The following is a 19,129-nucleotide window of genomic DNA, read 5'->3' as shown; positions in this document are numbered from 1 at the left end:
TGATGCTGGATCATGGAATGAGATCTATCTACTTTTTCCCGCTTATTTTTTTACTCAGTGCCTGCGAGCCAACTCAGTTTGCAGGCGGAACCGCCTTGCCAGATGGCTCGGTATACAAGGGCGATATGTTAAACGGCCTATTTCATGGGCAGGGCCAACTCGAATGGCCCAATGGCAGCCTTTATCGTGGCAACTTTCGAGAAGGTCGCATGACGGGCGAAGGCGTATTAACCGGAAATGATGGTTGTACTTATGAAGGCGAGTTTCTCAATGGGGAGCCCCACGGCAAAGGTCGCTATACCTGCAATGGAACTGTGTGGATAGGTGAATTCCTTGAAGGGGAGCTAAAAAACGGTACGTTAAATTGGGATGACGGTGACATTTACAATGGCGAATTTTTGGCTTTTGACCCTCATGGCGAAGGCAAACTCAGTACCGATGATGGCAGCCTTTATCAGGGCACTTTTGAAAACGGCTATTTAATACAAGGCAACTTCTCGAATAGCGATGGCTATCGTTATACCGGCGGCTTTGAGTACGGCTCATACTCTGGCGAGGGTGAACTCACTCAGCCTGACGGCACTGTGATCCATGCCACATTCAGCTATGGGGAAGCTGAGGGGGAAGGTAAACAAATTAGTAGGGATGCTGAAGGCAACATTATCGAGAAACCTGGCTATTTCTCCGAAGGTATTTATTACCCTAGCGAAGCTGCTTGGCGCGCACTGGCAAATATACCCGGCGCCCAAGCGGAAACCCGCCTCTACAGTGAGAGTGAACGCTTACGAAATGCTATAAACGCACTGCCCCCACAAAGACCCGGCATCCGTGATATTTACACACTACTAGTAGGTGGTGATGGTACCTCTCCGGTATTTGCAAGGGAGCTGGAGTGGGTGGCAGAACGCCTAGATGAAGCTTTTGATATCGACCAGCGACTGCTGCGCCTTAGTAACGGTGGCGGTTACGGTTTTCCATTGGCCACTCGAACCAGTATCCAGGAAAGTCTAACAGCTTTAGACCAACTGATGGACCCCAAAGAAGATTTGCTTCTGGTGCACCTTGTAAGCCATGGTGCTCGCAATGGAGACTTCAAAATTGCCGAAGGTGAAATACCACTTAACGACCTATCTCTAAAAGATGGGCAACAGTGGCTAGACAATATTAACGCCCAGCACCAATGGATCATAATTTCGGCTTGCTTTTCCGGACAGTGGATAGAAGCTTTAAATAACCCCAACAGAGTAATCTTTACTTCAGCTGCTGCCGACCGTAGCTCCTTTGGTTGCAGTGACGACTCTCAGCGCACCTGGTTTAGCTCAGCCCTTTACGGTGAGGCCCTTAACCAAGGTGTAGACAATCCTGAAGCCTGGTTTGAAGCTACAAAATTAAAAGTAACCGAAATGGAGCAGGAGCAGGAAATTAGCAGAAGCCGTCACTCCCTGCCCCAGTATTCAGTGGGAGAGGACTTCCTGATGTGGTGGCAGGGGAAAGAGAAAGCAAATTAGATGGGTATTTCTTCGTCAGAAATAAGTTATTTCTTATTAGTTTGGCTGGAAATCTATAAATGCTTCTTCCTGTAAAAAATATTCAGGCTTTATTAGCTAATAAATCTAACAGTAGGCGAAAGGAGGTATCTTTTTGGATTTCGCTAGCTTCTCTACAGAGTTATTACTTATCTTATTTTTCGTTGCTATTGTTGCCGGCCTACTCGACACATTAGCGGGTGGCGGCGGCCTGATAACCGTTCCGGCCTTAATCTTAAGCGGTGTTCCGCCACTATCTGCCTTAGGTACCAATAAATTACAAGGCAGTATCGGTACAGCAACAGCCACTTATATGATGATTAGGGGTAAAAAAGTAAGCTGGGATGGGATTAAAAGGTTGATGCTATCCGCCTTTATTGGAGCCGCTATTGGAACCATAGCCGTACAACTTATCAATACTGACATATTATCTTTTGTTATCCCTATAGTACTGTTATTTATTGCTATTTACTTTCTGATTTCTCCGGCTATAGCCCAGAATAATGATGAACCAAAATTATCTAGCAAGAAATATCAATATGGGGTAATTCCATTTATTGGATACTACGACGGCATGTTTGGGCCTGGGACTGGGTCATTTTTCACTTTGTCAGGCATTGCTTGCCGAGGACAAGATTTATTGACCGCCACCGCAATGGCAAAGCCTCTTAACTTCTCCACCAACGTAGCCTCTTTATTGGTATTTTTAGTTGCAGGGCAAGTGGTGTGGGTTATAGGTATCCTGATGATGGCTGGACAAGTCATAGGTGCATGGATAGGGTCACACTGCCTTTTTAAAATCAACCCCACCTATTTGAGAGGGGTAGTCGTACTGATGTGTAGCGGGATGCTAATAAAATACGCACACGCTATGGGATGGATAGGTTTTATCTGAAAAAAAGCTGCTTTACCGCTTGTATCAATAATTTGCCGGTTATACGCCGGCTTATTCTTGCAATCCCCCTCTAACAATGAAGAGTGGGATTGCAAAATAATATTCTTTAAGTGGCTTTCTGCTCCGCAATAAACCGTTGCATTTGCTCTTCCAACATGGAAAGCGGTAGGGCTCCATTTTTTAACAGTGCATCGTGGAAAGCACGCAGATCAAATTTTTCTCCCAACTCCTTTTCCGCTTGAGCGCGTAGCTGGCGGATCTTAATTTCTCCCATTTTATAAGAGAGGGCTTGGCCCGGCCAGGATATGTAACGATCCACTTCTGCACGTACATTCGCTGGAGATAGCGAGGTATTACTGGAGAGGAAATCGAGCGCCTGCTGGCGAGTCCAGCCCTGAGAGTGAATACCGGTATCGATCACCAAACGTGCCGCACGCCACATTTCATAGCTGAGACGGCCAAAGTGTTCATAAGGCGTTGTATATAAGCCCATTTCCTTGCCAAGGCGCTCGGAGTAAAGCGCCCATCCCTCACCAAAAGCGCTTAAGTAAAGTTCACGGCGGAAGTCCGGTACATTCTCCAGTTCCTGAGACAAAGCACCTTGCAAGTGATGACCGGGTACCGCCTCGTGTAAGGTCAGTGCAGGCAGTTCATATAAGGGGCGCTGATCCAGGCCGTGTGTATTCAGCCAATAGGCCCCACCACGGGTGCCACCGATAGCGGCAGGATTATAGGAAGCCGTGGTGTAGTTGGGCGCGATTTCGCTGGGTACCGGAACGACGCCATAGGGGGTGCGTGGCAGCAGATTAAAGAACTCCGGCAACACATAGTCGATTCGCTTAGAGATATAGGCAGTCTCCTTTAGCAGCTCTTCCGGCGTTTTGGCATAGAACTGGGGGTCCGTACGCAGAAAGTGAGTAAATTCCGCAAAGCTACCTTTAAAACCAGATTCCTTTATTAACGCTTCCATTTCCGCACGAATACGCTTCACCTCGGCCAAACCTGTGCGGTGAATTTCCGTTGGATCCATATCCAAGGTGACGTAATAGCCGATGTTGTAGCGATAGTAATCCTTACCACCACGCAGCTGTTCAGCCCCAAGGGTCTCACTGGCGGCTTTCAGGTAATCCCCTTCAAGGAAGTTTGCTACACGGTCAAAAGCCGGAATAGCCACCTGTTCAATGGCTTCTTTGCCGGCATTGCGCAGGCGCTGCTGCTCTTCAGTAGTAATTGCAGCAGGCATCTCCGCAAATGGCTTATACAAGCTGCTTTTAGTTGGGTCTTTATAAACCTGGGCTCGCACCGTGGGGGCTATGCCTTGCACCACTATTTTGGGCAAAACAAAACCTGTGCGAATACCCTCGCGCATATTGGCAATATTCTCATCGAAGAAGCGGCCAAACTCGCGGATACGAGCGATGTAATCCTCATAATCCGCAACGCTGGCCATCGCCAGGCCACTATGCGCATCCAGGGCCGTGCCGAAAAAACTAGAGAAGGTATTGAGCGGTATACGCTTCAAGAATAACTGATTGGCCTCGATGGAGTTTTCCAGTACCCAGGTGAGCAACTCCCGATTAACCTTGTCCGAATCCGCTAATTCACTAGCGTCTATCGTTTGCAAGCGCTGAAGCAATTCTTGCTCGGACTTCAACCGACGCGCTCTATCCTCAGCAGTCACCCCCGGCAACTGACGGTTATAGTCCGACACCCCCATACGTCCCGCAGTAATTGGATCCTCGCGCAGACGATACTGCCAGTGGTCTTCGATCACATCCTGGAGCTGTTCTGTTGCCGTTGTGGCCCAAGATACTGGGGTTAGTACACAAGTGGCCAAGATAACGCCAGATAGCCGCTTAAAGTGTTTTGCCAGGGCCTTGCCGGATTTCACGCTGCTCTCCATTTAATCGCTAAGTTTATGCTCATCGAAATTGATATTCGTTATGATCGGCCAACCTTAACATGAGTGACACACTGCAAGATTGTTTTCCGTGACTCTGAAACCGAGATAGTTCGTGACTTGAGGACGAGGTGGTTGATGATTGATTACATAAAATGGTGTGAATTGAGAGGACTGTGGGAGCCGCAGTGGCTGCAACTCCCACACTATCGGTGACTAATTAGCCCCTGCGCGCATAAGAGCGAATAGCAAAGCCACCACTCAAACCGGCGGAATACATGGACTGATACCAGAAGGATTGGGTAAACCAATTAAAGAATGAAGCGCGGGATTCAAACCAGAATTCGCCAAAGTTCGGATCAAAGAAGGCGATGTCTTGCGCTACCCAGGCAGCCATGGTGTGACCGGCGAAAGTGCCATCCAGGCTGATTTTTTTATAGCAGCCCGCTCCGCCCGTTTGATCGAGAATAATTTCCCGAGCCAAGGCATTGGGAGAGAACAAACCGCTCTGCCCATTGGCTCTGCGCGGATTATTAATACCACGAATCGTATTACCACCACGCCCATTGGGGAAAGCCCCCCCAAAAATATTCTGACTGACAGGATACAGGTTTTGCACCCCCAACCAGGCTTCGGTAATCCGATCCTGATCATCGTGCATGCCTGCCTGTTGTAAAGTCATCACATGATAGAGATGGCGCTCATCGAGCGTGTTATTGGGGTATAACCAGCTCCACAAAGTACCGCCTTCAGAGTGATACTTCATCCAAAAAGCCGAGAGGGATTCACACACACCACCAGCAGTATCTTCATGCATGGTGATCAACCCCTTCACCGGATCGAAGCATTGGCTAAAGTCCTTGACAATTACTCCATTGTATCTGGGCACCGCCTGCTGCACGGGCTGTACACGTGTACCAGTTACGGTAAGAATGGTTTTGTCGACCCAAATAGGCATTTTTATTCTCTCACTTCTACTAGGCAAGAAAAGCGCTTTTAAAATCCCTTTTAAAAATTTCGTGGAATTTTTCTACGCCACTTATCAGATTGGGCCGGCATTGAAGCAGAAAAGTTTCAGCGCCAACAGGAAATAGAAAAGCTTTTTAAATCGACTCTGGCACTCTTTTTCCAGGCCGCATAAATACTTATTTTGAAGGGAGGTTTTAAATGGTGCTGGCCAAATTTTATTGGCTATAGTGGTATTTTTTTGTTCAACCACGATAAAAACAGATAGTAAGATTTTAAAAATTACTGCTGAAATTTTAATTGGTAGGGCTTTCCCTCGGAATTACCATTTCTGCTAAGACCATATACAAAACCACCCAGTTTTTTAATTGCTTAAAAAGTATAAAGAAAAAATGGAGAGGGAAATTTTTGCAGAAAACGATTGAGAAATTTCAGTAGCCATCCCCCTACGAAACTGGACCTACACTAAAAAGAGCTTGTTAAACCAATATGGGGTTCACCCTATCCAAAGTTCGCCTCAAGATAAGTGGGGCTAGCAAAGTGAGAATTATCATTCTGTTACATTTCATTCTCATTATCAGGTTTTGGCTTTATCAATACTCCGTAATAAAACTGGAGAAAAAGGAGACCCTTAGTGAAAAGCCTTTGTGTTGCAGCAGTGCAAATGGTCAGTGGCGAGAGCGTTACAAATAATCTCTCACAGGCCTACAAACTACTTGTGGAAGCTGCCGGGCACGGCGCGCAACTGATACTACTGCCGGAAAACTTTGCGCATTTCTCAGATAAAGGTAGTTTTTCCGTGGCCGAACCTTTTTGCATTTCTGGTAAAGCCAACGCAGATAGACAACCCATTCAACACGCCCTTGCAAATTGGGCAGAGGAGCTGGGTATCTGGCTGGTCGCAGGCTCGATACCCTTACTGGAGCGAGCCGACGGTAGCCCTACTGAGGGGAAGCGCAGCCGCTCAGCGTGCCTGCTATTCGACGATCAAGGCGCTTTGCTGGCTCGCTACGACAAAATACATTTATTTGATGTGGAAGTTGAGGACGCTACCGGCAGCTATCGTGAATCCGCCAGTATTGAACCCGGCAACGAGCCCTGTGTGGCGACATCGCCCTGGGGGGCTCTGGGGCTCAGTATCTGTTTTGATCTGCGCTTTCCCGAACTCTACCGCCAGCTAGCCATAGCCAGTGCTGAGATTTTTTTGGTGCCTGCGGCATTTACCCACACCACAGGGCGGGCACACTGGATGACCCTGTTGCAGGCACGTGCGATTGAGAACGGCTGCTTTGTAATTGCAGCCAATCAGGGGGGGACCCACTCGGAGAAAAGACGTACCTGGGGACATTCCGCGATTATTGATCCCTGGGGTGAAATTCTGGCCGAAGCCGGCGAGGGTGAAGCAGTCATCACTGCCACACTGGAAGCTGAAAAGTTGGCCAATATACGGCGGCAAATGCCATTACTTTCCATGCGTCGGCTTGGGGTCTAACTAAAAGCAATCTAAATAAAAGGTGTCTAAATAAAAAAGGGCCACCTAACGGTTGCCCCTTTTTTACGACATAAACTGTGGCAAAAAGGTGATATTAAACCTTCTCCACTGTCTGCTCGATACGCCCAAAAATAGACTGACCTTCACCATCGAACATCTCGATAGCGATAGTGTTGCCGAAATCCATAAACGGTGTACTAGGTGAACCATTCTGGATGGTTTCGATCATGCGGATCTCAGCGATGCAGCTGTAGCCAACTCCACCCTCTGCTACCGGTTTGCCGGGACCGCCATCCAGCTTATTGGATACGGTACCGGAACCGATAATAGTACCCGCACAGAGTGGGCGGGTCCTCGCCGCGTGGGCGATCAACTGGCCAAAGTGGAAGGTCATATCCACACCAGCATTGGGCTCACCAAACTTCTCACCGTTCAGTTGTGAGACCAGTGGCAGGTGCAATTTGCCCTCACGCCAGTTTTCACCCAGCTGCTCTGGAGTCACGCATACCGGTGAGAAAGCACTGGAGGGTTTGGACTGGTAGAAGCCAAAACCTTTAGCCAACTCCGCAGGAATCAATCCACGCAGGGAAACGTCATTCACCAACATTACCAATTTGATATGGGAGAGCGCATCCTCGGCGGATACTCCCATGGGTACATCGTCGGTGATTACGGCGATTTCCGCCTCGAAATCGATACCAAAGCCCTCACTTTGCGGCATGGTCACCGGCTCGCGCGGGGCCAGGAAGGTATCAGAGCCCCCCTGGTACATCAGCGGATCGCTATAAAAGCTCTCAGGCACCTCGGCACCGCGAGCCTTGCGCACCAACTCAACATGGTTCACATAGGCACTGCCATCGGCCCAGTGATAGGCGCGCGGTAGAGGCGATGCACACAGGCTCTGCTCGAATGGCTCTCCGGCAATCTCGCCGTTGTGCAAACGCTCGTGCAGCTTCTCCAGCTCGCCACTGACGGCTGCCCAGTTGTCCAATGCACTCTGCATGGTGGGAGCGATATCGCCGGCCGGCACCATACGGGTAAGATCATCGCTAACAACAACCAGTTGGCCATCGCGGCCGGATTTAAGGCTGGCTAACTTCACTGTGCCTCCCCTTCAGTTTTTTCCACAAACTCTTCTTCCCCGTGCATCCAGGCGGCGTGCCTTGGGGCTTTTTTAGTACGCGACCACTCTTCCAACATATCCTCAGCAACCCGCTTCAGCTCTTTGTGCATACCAGGCTTGGCGGTATTGGCGGCCAGCTCTATACGATGGCCGTTGGGGTCGAAGAAATAGATAGACTGGAAAATCGTGTGATTGGTAGGGCCGAGTACGTCGACCCCGGCCGCTTCCAGTCGCGCTTTGGTCGCGAGCATTTCTTCCATAGACTCCACTTCGAAAGCGATATGTTGCACCCATTTGGGTGTATTTTCATCGCGCCCCATCTCCGGGGAGTTGGGAATTTCGAAGAAGGCAAGCACATTCCCCATACCCGCATCCATAAAGACATGCATGTAAGGGTCCGGCTCACCGGTTGAGGGTACCTCGTTTTCGGCAATGGCCAGCTGGAAGTCCATACCGAGAAGATCGCGGTAGAATTCCACCGTCTCCTTGGCGTCCCTGCAGCGATACGCCACGTGGTGAATGCGCTTAATGCCCATAGAAGCCTCCGATTGTTATTCCTTTTCTTTAATGACGCCACGCTTGAGCTGGTCGCGCTCAATGGATTCAAACAGGGCTTTGAAGTTGCCCTCGCCGAACCCTTCGTCTTCCTTGCGCTGGATAAACTCGAAGAATACCGGGCCGAGCATATTGGCAGAGAAAATTTGCAGCAGCAGACGCGGCTGGCCGCCCTCAGTGGTGCCATCCAGCAGGATGCCGCGGCTCTGGAATTCCTCGGTAGGTTCGCCATGCCCTGGTAGGCGCTCTTCCAGCATTTCGTAGTAAGTGTCCGGCGGCGGGGTCATAAACTCCATACCGCGTTCTTTCAGGCGATCCCAACAGGCAATTAAGTCATCACAAGCAAAGGCGATATGCTGGATACCTTCGCCGTTGTACTTCATCAGGAACTCTTCGATCTGGCCACCGCCACCAGCTGCTTCTTCGTTCAGCGGGATACGGATCTTGCCATCCGGTGCAGTCATCGCCTTGGACAGCAGGCCGGTGTATTCGCCTTTAATGTCGAAGTAACGGATCTCGCGGAAGTTGAACAGGTCTTCGTAATACTTGGCCCAGTAATCCATACGGCCGCGATACACGTTGTGGGTAAGGTGATCCAGAGTGTGGAAACCACAACCTTCCGGACGACGGTCAACGCCCTCTTCCCAGATAAAGTCGATATCGTAGATGGACTCACCATCTTCGTAGCGGTCGATCAGGTACAGAGTCGCACCACCGATACCCTTGATAGCCGGCAGTTTCAGCTCCATAGGGCCTGTCTGTACATCTACCGGTTGAGCGCCCTTGCGCAGAGCTTCTTCGTAGGCAAACTTGGCATCTTTCACCCGGAAGGCTAGGCCACAGGCAGAGGGACCATGCTCCTGGGCATAGTAGTAGGCGTGGCTGTCGGGCTCGTAGTTGGTGACAAAGTTGATATCACCCTGGCGCCACAACTCCACGGCTTTAGAGCGGTGGCTGGCCACCTTAGTAAAGCCCATGGCGCTAAACACAGTCTCGAGAATGCCTTTCTCCGGCGCAGTGAATTCTACAAATTCGAAGCCATCCAAACCCATCGGGTTCTCAAATAAGTCGGCCATGCAGTCCTCCGTCTCTTATCATCGCGGCGCCATTTATCGGGGCTGCGCGCTGGTTAATTTCTAGCGCAAAGGAAGTTAGTTGCAGATGTAACTAATGTCAAGGGGGCCAGGAATACGTACCCAAAGGCAGTATTCAGTCACTGAACATGAGGGGATTATGCATTCACGTGAATTGTAAAAAGGACCGCTAGATAAGCGATTCAGGTGAGAAAGAGAGGCGCAGCACAGGCTTGTACCGCACCCTCAGCAGCAGATGCTATTTACGAGCGCACTTGCCGGTATCGGTGCGGCACATATGCTCTTTATGAAACTTGCCGCTCATCTGGTCGCACTGGGATTTGGTAACATCCCCGGCGCAGGCACTTTCTGCATGCTGGCAGCACCCAGTTTCAGCAGTGCCCATCCCGCCTTTCTCCATGGACTCTTCCTTTTTCCTCTGTTCACAAGCGGAGAGGGTCAGCACCAGCGCAGCCGCCAGTATTCCGATTGAAGCTTTGAATTGCATATAGGCCTCCTAACTAGCCGGCGAGTGGCCGGTGACATGGATGTCGCGGAATCCGCCGCCCATGGCTCTGTGCGACCCGCGTAAACATACCCGACATCTCCACCAACTGAGCGGGCTTCGCACCGGGGCACAGAGCCTCTCAGCCATCCCGTAGATTTACCGGGCCATGCATTGACTGTAGCCCACACTGGCAGCGGAACCATCTGACTGGCGGGACACTTTCGATTTTTTACAGATATCGCGCCTACCTTCTCAGCAATTCACTGATTGTGACGCCGAGAGCCGGTACAATCGCTGACCGTTTGTCGGGTCATGCCCCAATCCGCCTGTATCTTTTGAGGACTGCCTATGCTTCTCGCCGCTCTCGCCATTATCGCCGGCTTTATTGTGCTGGTCTGGAGTGCTGACCGCTTCGTGGAAGGCGCCGCTGCCACAGCCAAGCACGCCGGTATGCCCACGCTGTTGATCGGCATGGTGATTGTCGGTTTCGGTACTTCTGCCCCTGAGATGGTAGTTTCAGCCATTGCCGCGCTGGATGGCAGCCCCGGCCTGGCCCTGGGCAACGCCTATGGTTCCAATATCACCAATACCGGCCTGATCCTTGGCCTCAGCGCCCTGATAATTCCCTTGAGCGTACATTCGAAAATTGTGCGCAAAGAGCTACCGCTATTAATGGCCATCACTCTTCTGAGTGGCGCCTTCCTATGGAATGACAAGCTGGAGCGCTGGGAATCAATCATTCTGTTACTGGGTTTCTTCGGCTTGATCGGTTGGAGTGTATTCTCCGCCCTGCGCGGCAAAGGCGATAATCTGGAAGGTGAGGTCGCTGAGGAGCTGGAAGAACACGCCATGCCCCTGGGCCGGGCTCTGTTCTGGGTAGTCGCCGGCTTGGTACTTCTGATTGTCAGCTCGCGGTTGTTGGTTTGGGGCGCAGTGACCATCGCCGAATCGCTGGGCGTTAGCGATCTGATTATCGGCCTTACTATTGTCGCCCTCGGTACTTCTCTACCAGAACTGGCAGCCACCATAGTAGCCGCGCGCAAAGGCGAACACGATATTGCGATAGGCAACGTGGTGGGTTCGAATATGTTCAATCTGCTGGCCGTGGTGGGGATTGCCGGCACTATCGCTCCCATGTCCAGTGTGCCACCGGAAGTACTCACCAGAGACTGGCCCATGGTGATCGGCTTGACCCTGGCCCTGTTTGTCTTCGCCTATGGCTTTCGTGGCCAGGGTCGAATCAACCGCTGGGAAGGCGGTGCTCTTTTGACAGCTTACCTTATCTACACTGGCTACCTCATCACCACCATTACTAAAGCCGCACTTTGACCGTACTTGGGGTGGCTTCACACCACCCCAAGTTTACCGCCTGAATTCGCCATAATTTGCCCCCAAAAAGCCCATTCTTCCAGACCAGTGCCAGCTAGTATTGGCAGCACCTCAAGGGAAATAATGACGGAGATGCTTTTATGAGGCGGAGCTTTTTTGCCAAAGTTGGCATGTTGGGTTCTTTATTCGGCTTTGGAGCTATTTACCTATTAAATGCTTCCTGGTTGGCTCCAACACCCCAGGGCGAGCCCGTTCTTATTTCCCATCGCGGTGTCTACCAAACCTACAATCGCGATAATCTAGGGCGTGACGATTGTACGGCTATTCGCATATTCCAGCCTGAGCACCGCTATCTTGAAAACACAATTCCCTCCATGGAAGCAGCATTTGCGCATGGCGCGGATATTGTCGAACTCGATATCCATCCCACAACCGACGGTGAATTTGCCGTATTTCATGACTGGACTTTGGATTGCCGTACAAATGGAAGAGGCGTCACTCGGAAGCATGCCATCACTGACCTAAAGAAGCTCGATATCGGCTATGGGTACACCTTCGATGGCGGAAAAAGCTTCCCTTTTCGCGGCCAGGGCATTGGACTACTACCCACATTGAAAGAAGTTCTGCAACACTTCCCAGATCGACAATTCCTGATCAATATAAAAAGTAATGACCCCAATGAAGCAGACCTACTCAATAACTATTTACGCCAACACAAACTACTCTCCGATTCCCGCTTAATGGTCTACGGCGGCCCCCTCCCAATCGCAAGAATACGGGAGTTAAGGCCCAAAGCTTTGGCCTTCAGTAGGGACAGCGCAAAAGATTGTGCACTGGGATATTTGCTGATTGGGTGGAGCGGCTATATCCCCGAGGCTTGCCGCAACAGTATTGTTATGGCACCCAATACCTGGCATTGGGCACTCTGGGGCTGGCCGAACCGATTTATCGACCGGGTAGCCCAAAGCGGCAGTTTAGTCATAGTGCTGGATCATCGAGATAAAAAGGGCGGCCTTACCGCTATCTACCGACCAGAGGATTTAAATTTCCTGCCTAAGAATTACAACGGTGTTATCTGGATTGAGAAAATTGAAGTCATTGGTCCACTGTTACAAGCCAGCCATGAATAAACACTAACGTTTTCGCCGCTGTTCTAATCGCGCCAGCTGTGCTTGTAACCGCTCTATCTCTTCGAGTAATTCCAGCGCCAGCGCAGCACCGGCAAGATTGACTCCAAGATCCCGCTCCAGCGTGTAGACACGACGAACCCTGCGCACGCAAATACCACTAAAGCGCCAGCGGGGTTTGCGCGCACGTGGCTCGATAATACCTTCCTCCACCAGTGCCAATATACGTTCAGCAGGAAGCTCACAGGCGCGGCACAATTCGCTCAAACTCAGTTCACTCTCTTCATCAAGCAGCACACCGGTGACCTGTTCGGCCTTTCTAACTCTCATTATCAGCTCCCCATGGATTGGCGCGGATTAAAGTCAAAGGCCTTACTGAATTGACGATAGGCCTCGCGCTGGGCATCGCTAGTGGCAGAGGGGGTAACTGTCTGCAGCACGATGTACATATCACCAGGTTGTTTGGCGGGGATACCCCGCCCCTTGAGGCGAAGCTTCTTGCCGTTATCACTATTGGCAGGGATGGTAACTTTCAGGGGCCCGCTCGGTGTTGGTACCTGTACTTTGGCCCCCAAGGCCATCTCCCAAGGGGCCATGGGTAAGTCCAGATAAACCGTTGGGCCCTCGGTATGATAGAGACGATGAGAGTTGAAAATGATCTCGAGATAAAGGTCACCGGGTTTACCGCCGCCAATGCCTGCTTCACCCTGCCCGGCCAGACGAATTTGCTGACCTTCAGTAATCCCTTTTGGAATCTTGACGTTTAGTGTGCGCTCCTGCAGTTGCGGGCGCCCATCCTCCCCCAACACCGTGTGTTTAAGGGTAATCTGCCGACTGCTGCCGCGATAACTGTCTTCCAGATCTATGGCGATTCGCGCGTAGGTGTTTTCCCCCTGAGCACTGTACTGGCGCCTCTGTCTGCCGCCATAGCCCTGACTAAATCCGCCTCGCCCAAATAAGCTCTCAAAGAAATCGCTGAAGGCCTCACTATCGGCATCGGTATAACCACCACCGTGAAACTCAAACCCCTGATCCCAATTAGGGGGCGGCCGGAAATCCTGACCGGACTGAAAGCCACTACCCAACTGATCATAGGCCGCACGTTTCTCTGGATCCTTAAGCACTTCGTAAGCCTCATTCACCTCTTTAAAGCGCTCCTCGGCATCCTTCTCACTACTGACATCGGGGTGGTATTTACGTGCCAACTTTCGATAGGCACGCTTGACCTCCGCCTGATCAGCATTCCGCTCCAGACCGAGAATCTTGTAATAGTCCTTGTATTCCATGGCTTTAATAAAAGCCGATGATGAGAGGGTTCGCCACGTATTTAAAGTGAGAAAATCGACGCGACTATTATCTGATTAAGTAGATGTCCACTGGTAAATAGAAGCGCCGATAGAACAATCGGCGCCGTAGTATTAACTTAATGCCCAGTTTCGTACCACATGTTGGCTGTTACATATTCGATACTTCCATCCTTGTAATGGATATAGGCCTGCGCCTCGTTGGGTGAATAAGCTCTGACTGTCACACCGCATGAGAGCCCAGAATTACAACCTTTTATCCAATGGACCCGATCAATAGATTTAGAGATATTGGTAATACTCCAACTTCCAGAAGTGGAGCTTCCAAAACTGAAATCTATTCCATTACAGTGGGAAGTGCCATTTCCAAACACTTGGCCGCCAGATTTGACATTTAGTTGGCAAACAAGATTGGCAGAAAAAGCCGGAACGGCTAAAGAGGAAGCAAAAATTAGGGAACTCGCTAATAGAATTTTTTTGATAGTCATTTTCCTAACCTAGTTATTTTTATATATTAGTTGTCGCAGCAAACCAAATTAGCGACCTTAATCAGGTTAACATCCAGATTTTAATCTTCAAAGGCGCTTCCAGAATCCTAACGAAAAAAATTGAGAATCTTTTATCAATTTTATGCAATTTTTATCCATTACCAATAGATCAGTTTATAAAATCCAAATACGGATAATTTAAATGTCGATTCAGCCTTTAAAGACGACACCAAAAAAAGAGTATTGATGCGCCATTTCAATTAGCGACATAAATAGCACATAAACATCAACTACTCAGCTAAAGGAAACAAAAATGAATCATGCTCCCAGAGTAACATCACTACAAAACTGGTAATTATCGCTCTGCAGAATAAGGATCTTCCGCGGTCAAATAGGCAAGAATATCTGCTTTCTTTTCTTGGGAATGTAACCACTCTCGAATTTCTTTTACTTTGTCATATAGCTCTTCGCCAAATCTGCTTCTATAAACCTCAGAAAAAGTCTCTTGTGCCCTAGTATCCCTAACCTTTTTCTGCCACTCATGGGTAACCAATGAGTTCAAAGAAGCAGCAAGCCCCTCAGCTCTCAGAAGCTCCCACTCTCCCTTATCCAGCCAAATACCACCAACTGTAGGGCTATAATCTAAACGGTGTTCACTAGCCGCAGTAATTTCTAACTTCTGCATGATCATGCCTGTTACCGGACATAAAATAGCTTTCTTGGTATCTTCGGCCACGATTTCATTTAGCACAGCTATATTATCGGAAAACTGGTACTCGGGATTTTTTCTTTTCCAAGTCAGATAGTCTTCAACCAAAATCCAGTTCCCACCACAACTTGAGCAGGTATGTGCACGAAACAACTGCTCAATGACAACTGGTTTGAGTACACCTTTTTTACAACTGGTACAGCGTTTCATAATTTCTTTTCCATAAAAAATAACCCAGATCTTTTTTAAAGACCTGGGCTGCGAGATTAGAGTTTTTATCAGATAAATAACTAGTAAATAAAGCCCGAATATCGTTTATCTACCAAATCTGAAAAATATTAACTCTCTGTCTCAACGGGTTTACTTAAGTTGCCAACACCCGCTTCTTTCAAGAGAGAATCCACCAAAGGGGCCATCGCACGGTGCTTCAGAGCACTGCCGACTAAAGCTTCCGGCAGGCTTTGGCCTTTAGCTTCCGACTCTCCATCCAGAATTCCACTGGAGGCACGACCATCCACACCATTTAAACCTTCGACAGAAATAATTTTCATGCCATCAATACTTTCCATCGGTTTAACACTTTCCCGGATAATATTGGGCAGATTCTCATGCAGGCTCAGCACCTTCTTCAATGCAATCTGAGCTTCACTGAGACTGTTGTATGCCTCGTTCATCAGACGCTGACCTTCAGCATCTACTGCGTATTTCTCGCGATCTGCTTCGACCTTGATACGAATTGCCTCTGCCTCTGCAGAAGCCTGCAGGCGAAGTGCTTCGGCTTTATCTTCTGCAGCTGACTTCTCCGCTTCGGCCATTACTTTAATACCGGTAGCCTGACGCTCAGCCACTTTCTGGGCTTCGATAATCTCGATGCGCTTATCACGCTCTGCCACTTCCACGTCCTTGGCAGTGCGCACCTGCTCTTCGGCTTTTACAGCTTCAGCCAGTGCAACGTTGGCCTGCTGATCTGCCTGGGACTGCTCTTTGGATTTTTCCGCAACGGCAATTGCTCGCTCCTGCTCCGCAATCTCTACAGATTTCTCTTTGGAGATACGCTGCTCATCGAGAATACGCTCGCGCTCAATTTCCTGCTCTCTCAGGCGGCGCTCCTTTTCAATCTCCAACAGTTTAGTCGCCTGCTCTGCGGCAATCTGGGATTGGCTAACTTCACGCTGGGCTTCAATTTCTGCCTGACGCGCAGCCCTGTCTTGAGCGGCCAATTCACGAGCAATATCAGCTTTTTGTGCGGCTTCGCGATTTTCCAGCTCGCGTTGTTGCTCCAAATGGGCGTAACGTTTTTCCTTATCAATTTCCAGCTTCTGGCGCTCGGCTTCGAGGTTTTTCTTCTCGATCTGCACCATAGTTTCCTGTTCAACGTCGTTCACTTCCTTGCGGCGCGCTTCAATGGAGCGAGTCATGCTGGCAAGGCCTTCGGCATCGAAGACATTATCCTGGTTAAAAAACTCTTTGTGAGTCTGGTCCAGACCGGTCAAAGAAACAGACTCCAGTTCCAGTCCGTTTTTCAACAAATCCTCGGAAACTACCTGTTGTACTTTTTGTACAAACTGGCTGCGTTGTTCATGCAACTCTGCCATTTCCATTTCGGCGGCCACAGAGCGAAGCGCATCGACAAATTTGCCCTCAATCATTTCCTTCAAGGCTTCGGGGTCCAGAGTGCGTAGGCCCAAAGTCTGTGCCGCATTGGCAATCGCCTCGGCATCAGGTTTCACGCGCAAATAGAATTCCGCAAGTACATCGACACGCATGCGATCTTTGGTAATCAGCGCCTGGTGCTCTTTGCGGGATACCGCAAGGCGCAGAGTATTCATATTCACCGGAATAATTTCGTGCAACACCGGTAATACCAGTGCACCACCATTCATAATAACTTTTTGCCCACCCATACCGGTACGCACAAAAGAACGCTCTTTAGAGGCACGGGTATAAAGCCGTGCAAAAATAGTTCCAATAACAATCAGGGCCACTAATATAGCCCCGGCAATAAATACCATAATCGGAAGGTTTCCTATCACTGCTAGATTCTCCATTTAGTTATTCTCCATAAGATGTATACTGCTGGGGCGAGTTACTCGAAAATGTGCTCCCAGCTCTTCAACCAGTAACACCTTATCCCCCTGATTAAATTTTTCACTCTCATCTGGCTCCACCATTACATAGTGTGTGGTTCCATATTCATCACTAAAACGCGCCTCTGCCGGTGAACCGATTTCTGCTCTGCCGATCGTAATAATCGCTACACGGCCAATAAAGGAGTTTCTCTCAACCGCCTCAGATTCATCACCCACGGCAAAGCGTCGCATGATATTGCCAACAAAACGTACCTGGGGGAGAGCCAGGAAAAGGACTCCGACAGCAAGTAAACCGCCCGGCAATAGATACCCAAAGAATGACTCCATGAGTATTTGGATTAATAGGCCCGTTACTCCAAAACCAAGCAAAAAAGTAACTAACAGGATAAGTGCAGGCACCTCCCCAAAACGTAACCATCCGAGTAGTTTAGTCATCCCCCCAGATAACCCTGTGTCTGGTACGTCAACATTAAAATCTGGTAGTACGTTATCCAGTAAGTCTGAAATACCAACACCAATCAATGTCATCACGCCTTCAAGAAGCGCTATCATAAACATTAAAAGTAGCGCGCCAGTGAAGATCAGGTTTTGATCTTGCAACAAGAATATCATCAGCCCCCCGATTTAATTTTGGCTAAACGTTCTTTCACACGATTATTTCGTGCAAACTCCTCAAGCTCTGCTAACTTACTGGCATCTATTTCGGAATCAAATGTCGATATAGCTGTACTACCTATTGCTCGATTAAATGCATCTGTAGCTTGTTCTACCTGGGCTTTCGACTTTCTATCCCTACCATATTCATCAGTAACAACGCTACCTCTTGCATTTTTATTGACTGCAATAAATTCCTGTAATTGCTCACGCATTTCACGCTTCTTACCTTGCAAAGCAAGAATATAAGAACCTAGTTCCTTTATTTCTATCTCATTTTCACTGATCGCTTTCTCTAAAATTGGAAGCTGCACCTCAATATCCATTTGCTTGGCGATGGCGACTTCAGCCAAATCATCACGACCTTCATTTACAGCGATGGTAATTTGTTCAGCTAAACGTTTATGACGTGTTTTTTCTTCGTTTAACGTTCTACTATTTAGATATTTAGATGCTTCTGCTTTCCCTAGCTGATCTCGCACATCCTTAATCGCATCATCCACATCCCGGATTGCCTGTTCCATCACTGACTCTGGCGCAGCAGCTTCAACTGAGTCCACAACTGTATTCGCAGACACAGAGATTAAGCGTGAAATGCGCTTAATTAATCCTTCCCTCAAAATTTTCTTTCCTTTTACTGTTTAATTTCCACCAAAGCCAGACCAAGTCCCTCAAGATCTGACAAACTCTATTAAGTACTTACCACAACAGACTGTGGATTTACCGTTTTTATTTCAACAGTAATTCTGCCGCTTGCTTAACCATAAAACTCATTTGCGCAGATACTTATTCCGCAGTTTCACTTTCAAGGCGTTCACGAATTCTCACGGCGGAATCACGGTGAATGCTGCGTGGACTGCTCTGTTGTGACAACAGCAACATTTTTTCCAGGAAAGCCTCGACACTTGGCAACAAGTCTTTCTCTAATTCCGGTGCCATTGGCTCTTTACCGGCCACATTTTGGATAATGGCGGCACCTTCTGTGAGCAGGTCCATTACCGCCTCAATCAACAGGCTCCGCTGGTTTTCCTCCAGATAACGAGCCTTTAACGGCAGCATGGCCTCTGCAGAGGAGAGATAGCTGCGGGAAAGACAATCCCCGCCAATAGACTCTCTCGCCAGTGCAATAATTTCGCGTACTTTTTCACTTTGGGTCACCGCCCCATTGCGATCAATCGACATCAAATATGCATAATCTTCCGCCGATAGGCGTGCCGATATAGATTGTGTTTTATTGAGCATAATGATCCCTTGCTTGCCATGTATACAAAAGTACACACCACTATGTGTAGGGTCAATTAAAACTCGCATGACCTATTGGTACGACAGAACCAGCCGGTGTGGAAAAATAATCTTTTGTTGATTGTGTTATCTATAATTCAGGGGATTT

Annotated in this window: 19 protein-coding genes; 5 read left to right on the top strand and 14 right to left on the bottom strand. The window is 49.0% G+C overall.

What is annotated here, in order from left to right:
• The first annotated feature begins 17 nt into the window (after nucleotides 1-17).
• Both ACJJIB_RS02040 and ACJJIB_RS02035 read left to right on the top strand, forming a co-directional pair.
• Nucleotides 18-1,508, top strand: a complete 1,491-nt coding sequence (locus tag ACJJIB_RS02040) for a C13 family peptidase (RefSeq protein WP_444887703.1) — start codon at nucleotides 18-20, stop codon at nucleotides 1,506-1,508.
• Nucleotides 1,509-1,641: 133 nt separating this feature from the next.
• Nucleotides 1,642-2,421, top strand: a complete 780-nt coding sequence (locus tag ACJJIB_RS02035; protein WP_444887702.1) for a TSUP family transporter — start codon at nucleotides 1,642-1,644, stop codon at nucleotides 2,419-2,421.
• Nucleotides 2,422-2,527: 106 nt separating this feature from the next.
• Here the strand turns inward: ACJJIB_RS02035 and ACJJIB_RS02030 are convergent, their stop codons facing one another.
• Both ACJJIB_RS02030 and ACJJIB_RS02025 read right to left on the bottom strand, forming a co-directional pair.
• Complete coding sequence (locus ACJJIB_RS02030) at nucleotides 2,528-4,312, bottom strand: DUF885 domain-containing protein (RefSeq protein WP_444887701.1); 1,785 nt, start codon at nucleotides 4,310-4,312, stop codon at nucleotides 2,528-2,530.
• Nucleotides 4,313-4,541: 229 nt separating this feature from the next.
• Entirely contained in the window at nucleotides 4,542-5,279 is a 738-nt protein-coding gene (locus tag ACJJIB_RS02025) for a YopT-type cysteine protease domain-containing protein (RefSeq protein WP_252084082.1), read from the bottom strand.
• A gap of 642 nt (nucleotides 5,280-5,921) precedes the next feature.
• On the opposite strand from ACJJIB_RS02025, the gene ACJJIB_RS02020 reads away from it, so the two are divergent.
• Nucleotides 5,922-6,779, top strand: coding sequence for a carbon-nitrogen hydrolase family protein (locus ACJJIB_RS02020; protein ID WP_444887700.1), 858 nt, complete (start codon nucleotides 5,922-5,924; stop codon nucleotides 6,777-6,779).
• A 94-nt stretch (nucleotides 6,780-6,873) separates the two neighbouring features.
• Here ACJJIB_RS02020 and ACJJIB_RS02015 read toward each other — a convergent pair whose 3' ends face one another.
• The 4 genes from ACJJIB_RS02015 to ACJJIB_RS02000 form a co-directional block, all read right to left on the bottom strand.
• Nucleotides 6,874-7,881 carry a fumarylacetoacetate hydrolase family protein gene (locus ACJJIB_RS02015; protein ID WP_444887699.1) on the bottom strand — a complete coding sequence of 336 codons (1,008 nt, stop codon included), beginning with the start codon at nucleotides 7,879-7,881 and terminating at the stop codon, nucleotides 6,874-6,876.
• Nucleotides 7,878-8,438: a VOC family protein gene (locus ACJJIB_RS02010; protein ID WP_444887698.1), complete on the bottom strand. Its 561-nt coding sequence runs from the start codon at nucleotides 8,436-8,438 to the stop codon at nucleotides 7,878-7,880. Before ACJJIB_RS02010 ends, ACJJIB_RS02015 begins: the two co-directional genes overlap by 4 nt.
• A 15-nt stretch (nucleotides 8,439-8,453) precedes the next feature.
• Entirely contained in the window at nucleotides 8,454-9,533 is a 1,080-nt protein-coding gene (gene hppD / locus ACJJIB_RS02005; protein ID WP_444887697.1) for a 4-hydroxyphenylpyruvate dioxygenase, read from the bottom strand.
• A gap of 256 nt (nucleotides 9,534-9,789) precedes the next feature.
• Entirely contained in the window at nucleotides 9,790-10,038 is a 249-nt protein-coding gene (locus ACJJIB_RS02000; protein ID WP_444887696.1) for a hypothetical protein, read from the bottom strand.
• Nucleotides 10,039-10,386: 348 nt separating this feature from the next.
• On the opposite strand from ACJJIB_RS02000, the gene ACJJIB_RS01995 reads away from it, so the two are divergent.
• Together ACJJIB_RS01995 and ACJJIB_RS01990 are read left to right on the top strand one after the other, a co-directional pair.
• The gene (locus tag ACJJIB_RS01995) at nucleotides 10,387-11,367 is read left to right on the top strand and encodes a calcium/sodium antiporter (protein WP_252084076.1); all 981 of its coding nucleotides are present in this window, start codon (nucleotides 10,387-10,389) and stop codon (nucleotides 11,365-11,367) included.
• Nucleotides 11,368-11,507: 140 nt separating this feature from the next.
• Nucleotides 11,508-12,497, top strand: coding sequence for a glycerophosphodiester phosphodiesterase family protein (locus tag ACJJIB_RS01990; protein ID WP_444887695.1), 990 nt, complete (start codon nucleotides 11,508-11,510; stop codon nucleotides 12,495-12,497).
• Nucleotides 12,498-12,500: 3 nt separating this feature from the next.
• Here the strand turns inward: ACJJIB_RS01990 and ACJJIB_RS01985 are convergent, their stop codons facing one another.
• The 8 genes from ACJJIB_RS01985 to ACJJIB_RS01950 form a co-directional block, all read right to left on the bottom strand.
• Entirely contained in the window at nucleotides 12,501-12,824 is a 324-nt protein-coding gene (locus tag ACJJIB_RS01985) for a chaperone modulator CbpM (RefSeq protein ID WP_252084074.1), read from the bottom strand.
• A gap of 2 nt (nucleotides 12,825-12,826) precedes the next feature.
• Nucleotides 12,827-13,780 carry a DnaJ C-terminal domain-containing protein gene (locus tag ACJJIB_RS01980; RefSeq protein WP_252084073.1) on the bottom strand — a complete coding sequence of 318 codons (954 nt, stop codon included), beginning with the start codon at nucleotides 13,778-13,780 and terminating at the stop codon, nucleotides 12,827-12,829.
• A 137-nt stretch (nucleotides 13,781-13,917) separates the two neighbouring features.
• Complete coding sequence (locus ACJJIB_RS01975) at nucleotides 13,918-14,286, bottom strand: hypothetical protein (RefSeq protein WP_444887694.1); 369 nt, start codon at nucleotides 14,284-14,286, stop codon at nucleotides 13,918-13,920.
• A gap of 355 nt (nucleotides 14,287-14,641) precedes the next feature.
• The gene (locus ACJJIB_RS01970; protein WP_444887693.1) at nucleotides 14,642-15,205 is read right to left on the bottom strand and encodes a TFIIB-type zinc ribbon-containing protein; all 564 of its coding nucleotides are present in this window, start codon (nucleotides 15,203-15,205) and stop codon (nucleotides 14,642-14,644) included.
• A 128-nt stretch (nucleotides 15,206-15,333) separates the two neighbouring features.
• Nucleotides 15,334-17,043 carry a flotillin family protein gene (locus ACJJIB_RS01965; protein WP_252084070.1) on the bottom strand — a complete coding sequence of 570 codons (1,710 nt, stop codon included), beginning with the start codon at nucleotides 17,041-17,043 and terminating at the stop codon, nucleotides 15,334-15,336.
• Entirely contained in the window at nucleotides 17,044-17,697 is a 654-nt protein-coding gene (locus ACJJIB_RS01960) for a YqiJ family protein (RefSeq protein WP_444887692.1), read from the bottom strand.
• A complete protein-coding gene (locus tag ACJJIB_RS01955; RefSeq protein ID WP_444888890.1) occupies nucleotides 17,697-18,299 on the bottom strand; it encodes a PspA/IM30 family protein in 603 nt (200 codons plus the stop codon). The genes ACJJIB_RS01960 and ACJJIB_RS01955 overlap by 1 nt, the downstream gene beginning before the upstream one ends.
• Before the next feature lie 226 nt (nucleotides 18,300-18,525).
• Nucleotides 18,526-18,981 carry a hypothetical protein gene (locus tag ACJJIB_RS01950; protein ID WP_444887691.1) on the bottom strand — a complete coding sequence of 152 codons (456 nt, stop codon included), beginning with the start codon at nucleotides 18,979-18,981 and terminating at the stop codon, nucleotides 18,526-18,528.
• Nucleotides 18,982-19,129: the final 148 nt, after the last annotated feature.

It is taken from the genome of Microbulbifer mixtoriginis (SeqCode) (assembly GCF_052467705.1).
The sequence above is the reverse complement of the archived record's forward strand: the minus strand, read 5'-3'. Positions and strand labels throughout refer to the sequence as shown.